The sequence below is a fragment of the Brevibacillus sp. YAE8 genome, from assembly GCF_057543335.1.
In genome coordinates, this window is record NZ_BAAIYG010000060.1 from 1 (window position 1) to 6,583 (window position 6,583).

9 protein-coding genes and 1 pseudogene are annotated in these 6,583 nt (G+C 51.3%); 1 reads left to right on the forward strand and 9 read right to left on the reverse strand.

All coding sequences use genetic code 11. The features are described 5' to 3' along the window. Positions 1 to 13: 13 nt before the first annotated feature. The 4 genes from AC27IT_RS27400 to AC27IT_RS27415 form a co-directional block, all read right to left on the reverse strand. Positions 14 to 409 carry a JAB domain-containing protein gene (locus tag AC27IT_RS27400; protein WP_007784953.1) on the reverse strand — a complete coding sequence of 132 codons (396 nt, stop codon included), beginning with the start codon at positions 407 to 409 and terminating at the stop codon, positions 14 to 16. Next, a complete protein-coding gene (locus tag AC27IT_RS27405) occupies positions 406 to 810 on the reverse strand; it encodes a hypothetical protein (RefSeq protein ID WP_007784956.1) in 405 nt (134 codons plus the stop codon). The genes AC27IT_RS27400 and AC27IT_RS27405 overlap by 4 nt, the downstream gene beginning before the upstream one ends. Position 811: 1 nt before the next feature. Next, positions 812 to 1,072 (reverse strand): hypothetical protein, encoded by a 261-nt coding sequence (locus AC27IT_RS27410; protein ID WP_026557547.1) that lies wholly within the window; start codon positions 1,070 to 1,072, stop codon positions 812 to 814. Between the two features lie 98 nt (positions 1,073 to 1,170). Continuing rightward, a complete protein-coding gene (locus tag AC27IT_RS27415) occupies positions 1,171 to 1,428 on the reverse strand; it encodes a hypothetical protein (RefSeq protein ID WP_007784960.1) in 258 nt (85 codons plus the stop codon). Between the two features lie 162 nt (positions 1,429 to 1,590). On the opposite strand from AC27IT_RS27415, the gene AC27IT_RS27420 reads away from it, so the two are divergent. Continuing rightward, positions 1,591 to 1,932, forward strand: coding sequence for a helix-turn-helix domain-containing protein (locus AC27IT_RS27420; protein WP_007784963.1), 342 nt, complete (start codon positions 1,591 to 1,593; stop codon positions 1,930 to 1,932). A 6-nt stretch (positions 1,933 to 1,938) separates the two neighbouring features. On the opposite strand, the gene AC27IT_RS27425 is transcribed toward AC27IT_RS27420, so the two are convergent. The 5 genes and pseudogenes from AC27IT_RS27425 to AC27IT_RS27445 form a co-directional block, all read right to left on the reverse strand. Beyond that, the gene (locus tag AC27IT_RS27425; protein WP_197187444.1) at positions 1,939 to 2,814 is read right to left on the reverse strand and encodes a tyrosine-type recombinase/integrase; all 876 of its coding nucleotides are present in this window, start codon (positions 2,812 to 2,814) and stop codon (positions 1,939 to 1,941) included. A 125-nt stretch (positions 2,815 to 2,939) separates the two neighbouring features. Beyond that, on the reverse strand, positions 2,940 to 3,158 hold the full coding sequence (locus AC27IT_RS27430; protein WP_283858367.1) for a hypothetical protein: 219 nt from the start codon (positions 3,156 to 3,158) through the stop codon (positions 2,940 to 2,942). A gap of 464 nt (positions 3,159 to 3,622) precedes the next feature. Further along, positions 3,623 to 4,525 carry an Rpn family recombination-promoting nuclease/putative transposase gene (locus tag AC27IT_RS27435; RefSeq protein WP_487092233.1) on the reverse strand — a complete coding sequence of 301 codons (903 nt, stop codon included), beginning with the start codon at positions 4,523 to 4,525 and terminating at the stop codon, positions 3,623 to 3,625. Positions 4,526 to 4,701: 176 nt separating this feature from the next. Beyond that, positions 4,702 to 5,136 (reverse strand): annotated as a pseudogene (locus tag AC27IT_RS27440) (IS66 family transposase zinc-finger binding domain-containing protein); the annotation flags it as partial. Positions 5,137 to 5,368: 232 nt separating this feature from the next. Further along, entirely contained in the window at positions 5,369 to 6,259 is an 891-nt protein-coding gene (locus AC27IT_RS27445) for an Rpn family recombination-promoting nuclease/putative transposase (RefSeq protein WP_487092234.1), read from the reverse strand. Positions 6,260 to 6,583: the final 324 nt, after the last annotated feature.

Here is a 6,583-nt window from a genome sequence, read left to right on the forward strand (position 1 = left end):
TCACCGGCGAGAGCTACCGGCTACGAAATGCGCTATCCGGAGTGAGATCGTCATAATCTTCAGCGTTGGCCGTGCCTATGCACAAATCCGCAGCGATTCTCTGTATTTTTGACTTGCGAAAAACAGCGGCGTTGGAGAGAATGGCGACCTTGAACACTTCTCTTGGATGGACAATGCTTGCGTCCAGGGAGCCGATCGAAACAGTGTGCAGCGCAGTCGGCTCGTTTTTGGTGTTCAGACAAAGCAAAAAGAACTGCTCCCGATCCGTTTCTTGCAGAAACGTCTGGAACAGTTCTACGACATCCCTTGCCATCCTAATGCGGCGCTGCGGGTACAGGAGGCTTGCTTCCCGTACCATTTTGACTCGGACGATGTTGACTCGTTTGGCGACTTCTCTGTTTTGACTCATTCTACATGCTCCTCCAACCAGTTTTGGATTTCGTTGTCGTCAGAGATTGCTTTTGCCGGGACGTAGAAGGCCATCCCGTACTCGTTGGTGTAGATCACGACCACCTTGTACCAGCACTCGCCGTTTCGTTCCACCTTCTCGACAAACTCCGGCAGGCTGCCGAGAAGTCCCCCGTCCTCTCTGCTTAGGCCGACCACGCTCAGATCCCGCAAGTTGTCTCCCTTCTCCAGCACAACCATGTAGCCGTATGTGTCCAACGTGAATGCTTCGTCCAGACCGTCGAAGTCGAACGCCTCTTTTAGTCCCAGAAACTCTTCCTCCAAGTACGACAGAAAGCTCGGAGAAAACACCTGCGCTGCCTGCAAGCAGTGTACATCTGCCAAGGTTTTGATCGTTCTCATGCTACACATCCCCTTTCTGTTGCATCTGATGGGCCAAAACTGCCTTTTTGATTTTTAGCTCAAGCCATTCTCTCCTCAGTCGCTGTTCGACTTCGTGAATGATTTTGAGAATCTCGGTGTAGGTGTCTTGATTCTGTGCCTCTCCAGTCCGGTAGAGATTGTCCAGCAGCAGCGTGACACAATGTTCACATGTCTGGATGCCGAACACGACTTTGTCTTCTTCCCCTACCAACTGCTCGTACTGTTCCGCTGGTGTCTGCATGTATGTCCTCCTCGTTCACTGGCTACAAAATGAGAAAAGGCATCCCACCGTCCCTGTTACGGGCGGCAGAATGCCTCAAAAATACTTTCTTTTGTCGATTAGGCTTGCACTTCTGGCGTTTCTGCATCTTTTCGTTTGGCTCTTTTCGGCAGCACCAGTCTGACGAGAAAACCGAGCAGCTTGAAGGGCAAGGCGACGACCCAGAACGCCACTTTGATGATGTTCCACAGAAGTTTGAACACCCCGAGCAGGAAGGAAAAGATGAGCTCCAGCCATCCCCTTACAATGAGCCAGGCAAAAGAGAGAAAGCCGAGTGCCAGTAGAATGATGATGCCGTAGAAAAGAATTGCGTCCATGTTTCTTGCCTCCGTTTTTGCTAGATTGGGTTACCACTACACACTATTGATTGGAAAACTTCACTAATTATTATCTTTTGGTGTTATCTTTCTGTCAATTCACATTTATAGATTGTGTTCCCTTTTCTTTTCCTCCCGTAAGCTTGTCTTGAGGTGGTTTCCATGACCGAGTTGGTCAAGCGATTAGGCAATCGAATCCGCTTTCTCCGAAGAGAGAAGGGGATGAGCCAGGAACAATTAGGCGAATTATCCGGTTTACATACGAACTATGTGGGACAAGTTGAGCGTGGGGAAAAGAACGTCACGGTGGAGAGCCTGGAGAAGATCGCCAAAGGTCTTGGCGTTTCGATGGAAGATCTGTTCCGGCACATTGACCCTTCCCCACGACCAGACGAGCTTCGCCAACTGATTGATCTGCTAACGGAGCGCTCCAAACAAGACCGCGCTTTGGCCCTGAAACTTGTGAAGTCCGTTTTTGAGTGGGAGCAAGAGAAGTACCAGTAGATGACACTAGAGGAGGTTGACCGCCAACTCTTTCTCCTGCTTGCTGGTGTTGATGTAATAATGAGCGGTGGTCTGGATGTGAGCATGGCCTGCAAGTTTGGAAACCGTTGTGAGCGGGACTCCCTTTTTCAGCAATCGGGAGCAGAACGTGTGCCGGAATTTGTGCGGGTACATCTTGAAGCCCAGTTGCTTCTCCAGTCCTTCCAGCATGGTGTTGACCGCGTCCTTGTGCAGTTTGGGCGCACGCTGGCTGAGTAGCAGGTAGGGACTGTCCTTGTACTTGTTCTCCTGCCGTTCTGTCCGGACATACTCCCGGATGAGTTCCGCTAGGTCAGGCCGAAGCGGAATCTCACGGTACTTCCCTCCCTTGCCTGTGACCCTGAGCGTGTTGGTGAGGTAGTCGATGTCTGCCAACTGAATTCCGCACAGCTCGCTCACCCGTACTCCCGTGTAGAGCAGCATCCAAACGATGAGGTGGTTCCGCAGGCTGACCTTGCTCCTGTCCTGGACGAAAAAGAGCAGCTGGTTGACTTCCTGCTCGGTGAACACGTCCACTTCCCCTTCACTGCCAGTGGCCACCTTGACCCGATCCCGCTGCAGGGTGACGACCTGTTCCGTCAGGATGCCTTTTTCGATTAGGTAGAGGTTGTACGCCTGAAGTGAGTTGATCTTCTTGTTGATCGTCGCAACGGCGTACTTGTTTTCGACGAGATGGTTCTTGTAGCTGACTACGTAGAATCGTTTCAGGTCTGTCTCGCTTTCCACGCCCATCTGCCGCAGGTACTCGCAGAATCCTCTTACGTCCCCCACGTAGGACTCAATGGTTTTTGGCGCGATGCCGTTTTCCAAAAGGTACTGCTCAAACTGCGTGATCTCGTCCACGTTTCCTTCCTCCTTTCCAAACACAACGCAAAAAGGCCCTACATCCGCTCAAGGACGTAGGGCTGTGGGTTACATCACTTTTTTGTTTTTGCTTGCGTACAAAGCGTTCTGCGCGGGATTTCAGGCTACTCTTTGCAGCCGTACCCGTAGTGTTTCATGAGGTACAGCCTGACCGCCGTGTTGACCAGGTTGCTGATCCGGTCGATCTCTCCCGACTCGTACAGCTGCTGCACCTTGTCGTACACGCCGTTCTCCAGGTACGTCGTGACCCTTCTGTACCGTTTCTCAAACGGGGCTTGTCTCTTCGGAATCTTCATCGAAGACTGCTGCTGTGACGGTTGCATAACATTCTCCGGTTTGCCAACTTTGTCTGTTCCTTCCGCCTTGTTTGTTTGCCGTGGATTTACTCTCAACGGCTTGGCCTGTTGACTTTCCAGCGGCTTCGGTGCATGGTTCCTCCTTTCCTGGATTTTTTGCTCTACTGCCTTGAGAGGTACTACATTTGCTCTCTCTGTGGAAGCTCCCTGCTGTTGGTTTTCGGCTGCTTGTGCGGCCTTTTTCGCTTCCTGCTGGGCAAGTACTCTAGCAAAGATTGATTTCGTGTCGTTCATCTCGTCCACTCCTGCTCTGATGTTTTGGTTCCGTCAACGCCTACGTATACGTGTGCGTTGATGTTGACGTTTATGGAATTGTTTTGCAAGCAATGGAGCGGACGGAAGCCGGTTTTTCTGCCTCCTTTCGGACTGAGGACTCGTTTCATACAAAAGAGAAAACCCCTCGTCAGATCAGGACAAGGGGCAAAGTACGTTTAGTGAAGTTGCTTTTTCAGTTGTTCGATTTCTTCTGCCGACAATCCCGTTGCTTTTGCAATCACTTCCACAGACATGTCCATCGCTAACAAGTTTTTTGCTACTTCCAGTGCCTTTTGCCGCTCGCCTTCTGCCAATCCTTCTTCTCGCGCCCTTTGTTGACGTATCTCGGCTTCCCTTACAGCCGCCATCTCGTCCAGAATCGCCTTCCGACGAGACTCGTACTCGACCCATTTCTTCTCGTCACGGCTCAGGTCTTCCCATTCGTCAAACGCCCGTTTCATCACCGGATCTCGCATCGCTATCGCCTCCAATTCCTTGCGAATTTCCTCGTGATCGTCCGCCTCCAGAAGCAGCAACCATCTCTCCAGCTCGTTGTCCTGCGGATTGACCGCGCGCTGCTCCCACTTGTCCATCAGCTTCGGGATTTCCATGAAGTGAATCTCCATCACATCTGTCAGCGGAAACTGCTCCTGATCCTCGTACAGGTGGAATGTGGTGTGGAACCGCTCAGTTTCCCGCAGAAAGCGAAAATTGAGGATGTTGATCGCGATCGTCTTCGCCAGTTCCGTGTACGGCATTCCTTTTTGCATTTGGGCCGAGTAGATGCGTGACCAGTAGTAGAGCGTGCGCTTCTCCATGTCGAACTTGTTCGCCAGCTGAATCTCGATGTTGACATGCTCCCCCTGCTCTGTCTTGGCGTGGATATCCAGCACGGATGCCTTATCCTCGATGTGTTCCCGATTGATTTCAGGATTGAGAATTTCCACCGAAGTGATTCGCTTTTCCTTCGGCAATTGGAGCGCGGCATTCAGAAAGGCCAGGAGGATCGGTTCGTTTCCCGCTTTGCCGAACACTTGCTTGAACGCAAAGTCGATCTTCAAGTCCATCAGTTTGGTCACATCATCACTCTCCCTTCTCCGTCCGTTGTCTGTACTACCATTATACCACCGGAGCGCTGTTCAGACACTCCCGTGAAAACCTCCTTTCCGTCATATTCCTATTAATAATATAGTATGCAAATCTCGTTAGAAGCGTATGTTCGGCTCTGTTTCAGGGCCCACGCGGCAAGTTAGCGGAGGCTTCCGGGGTAGACAGGCTCTGGCATCGGAGCCGTGACGATGGGCGTGCGAATTTCCTCTCGTTCACAGCGACGGCAAGCATACACCTGGCGAACATGACGCACGACTTTCACTTCTGCCGGGATGACCGTGATTTCGTTACGGGTCTCGGTACTCATCTCGTGGAGAGGACCTCCGCAGCATGCGCAAACTTGCTCCGTTTCCTGCAGTTCATAGAGGATCGTTTCCACGGGGAACTGATCCAGCTTGGATTTTCGGCCAGCTGACTTTTTACGGCTGTACGTAACCGTTTCTACATCCGGTTCCTGAGCGGCAGGAGTCGCCAGCACCTCGGCTTCGTTGAACAGGTTCAGCTCCAGTTGATCCGGATGCGTCTTCTCGCTGGAGGCACCGAAACGTTTTTGCTGGGCCAGTCGGAACTGCTCCTCGTATCGTTCTGGGGAAGATTATCTCACGGGACATTTCTGATTTGTAGGTGTGCCGGATTTGACGCTTACGTTTCTCCTGTCGAGGGTGTCCCAAAAGACTTTGCCTCCCGCCGTTTTGATCGGCAAATTCGGAAACAACATGCTTCTCATCTCCTTATTTGTTTTTGGCAACGCAAAAAGACCCTGCATCCTTTAATTAGACACAGGGTCGTCTGTGAGTCGTTTTAAGCTTCGGTTAGTGAAGCTGCTGTTTCAGTTTTTCTATTTCTTCTAAGGGGAGTTTAGTCAGCTTTGCAATGCGTTCTGGACTCTCTTCTTCCGCAAGCATTTCCTTTGCTACTAAAAGCTTTCCTTCTAACAAGCCTTCTTCTCTAGCCTTCTGCTGCCGGATTTCTGCCTCCCTTACAACCGCCATCTCGTCCAGAATCGCCTTCCGACGAGACTCGTACTCGACCCATTTCTTCTCGTCACGGCTCAGGTCTTTCCACTCGTCAAACGCCCGTTTCATCACCGGATCTTGCATCGCAATCGCCTCCAATTCCTTGCGAATTTCCTCGTGATCGTCCGCCTCCAGAAGCAGCAGCCACCTCTCCAGCTCATTGTCCTGCGGATTGACCGCACGCTGTTCCCACTTGTCCATCAGCTTCGGGATCTCCATGAAGTGAATCTCCATCACATCTGTCAGCGGAAACTGCTCCTGATCCTCGTACAGGTGGAATGTGGTGTGGAACCGCTCAGTTTCCCGCAGAAAGCGAAAATTGAGGATGTTGATCGTGATCGTCTTCGCCAGTTCCGTGTACGGCATTCCTTTTTGCATTTGGGCCGAGTAGATGCGTGACCAGTAGTACAGGGTACGCTTCTCCATGTCGAACTTGTTCGCCAGCTGAATCTCGATGTTGACGTGCTCCCCCTGCTCTGTCTTGGCGTGGATATCCAGCACGGATGCCTTATCCTCGATATGTTCCCGATTGATTTCCGGATTGAGGATTTCCACCGAAGAGAGCCGCTTTTCCTTCGGCAATTGGAGCGCGGCATTCAGAAAGGCAAGGAGAATCGGTTCGTTTCCCTCTTTGCCAAACACCTGCTTGAACGCGAAGTCGATCTTCAAGTCCATTAGTTTGGTCACGTCATCACGCTCCCTTCTCCGTTCGTTGTCTGTACTACCATTATACCACTGGAATGCGTGTTCGACACTCCTGCCGGAACCTCCTTTCTATCCGAGATCAAGGGAATAATATATGTTTGATTTTACGGTCATTACGGCTGGGATGGCGTGAGGAAAAAAGTGAGGGAAAAGGGAAAACGTGGGCGGGGAAGAGGGCTTCTTGATGCTAGACTTTACATTGGACACGGAGAATCGAGAGTGCGACAATAAAAGCGTTCATAATCGAGGTGTCCAACATGACGAAAAAGTACGACAGGGAATTCAAACTTCAAACCGTACGACTCA

Coding starts and splice junctions, on each gene's coding strand:
- AC27IT_RS27405 (WP_007784956.1), bottom strand. CDS start 810: ATGAGAACGATCAAAACCTTGGCAGATGTACACTGCTTGCAGGCAGCG.
- AC27IT_RS27415 (WP_007784960.1), bottom strand. CDS start 1,428: ATGGACGCAATTCTTTTCTACGGCATCATCATTCTACTGGCACTCGGC.
- AC27IT_RS27400 (WP_007784953.1), bottom strand. CDS start 409: ATGAGTCAAAACAGAGAAGTCGCCAAACGAGTCAACATCGTCCGAGTC.
- AC27IT_RS27420 (WP_007784963.1), top strand. CDS start 1,591: ATGACCGAGTTGGTCAAGCGATTAGGCAATCGAATCCGCTTTCTCCGA.
- AC27IT_RS27410 (WP_026557547.1), bottom strand. CDS start 1,072: ATGCAGACACCAGCGGAACAGTACGAGCAGTTGGTAGGGGAAGAAGAC.
- AC27IT_RS27430 (WP_283858367.1), bottom strand. CDS start 3,158: ATGCAACCGTCACAGCAGCAGTCTTCGATGAAGATTCCGAAGAGACAA.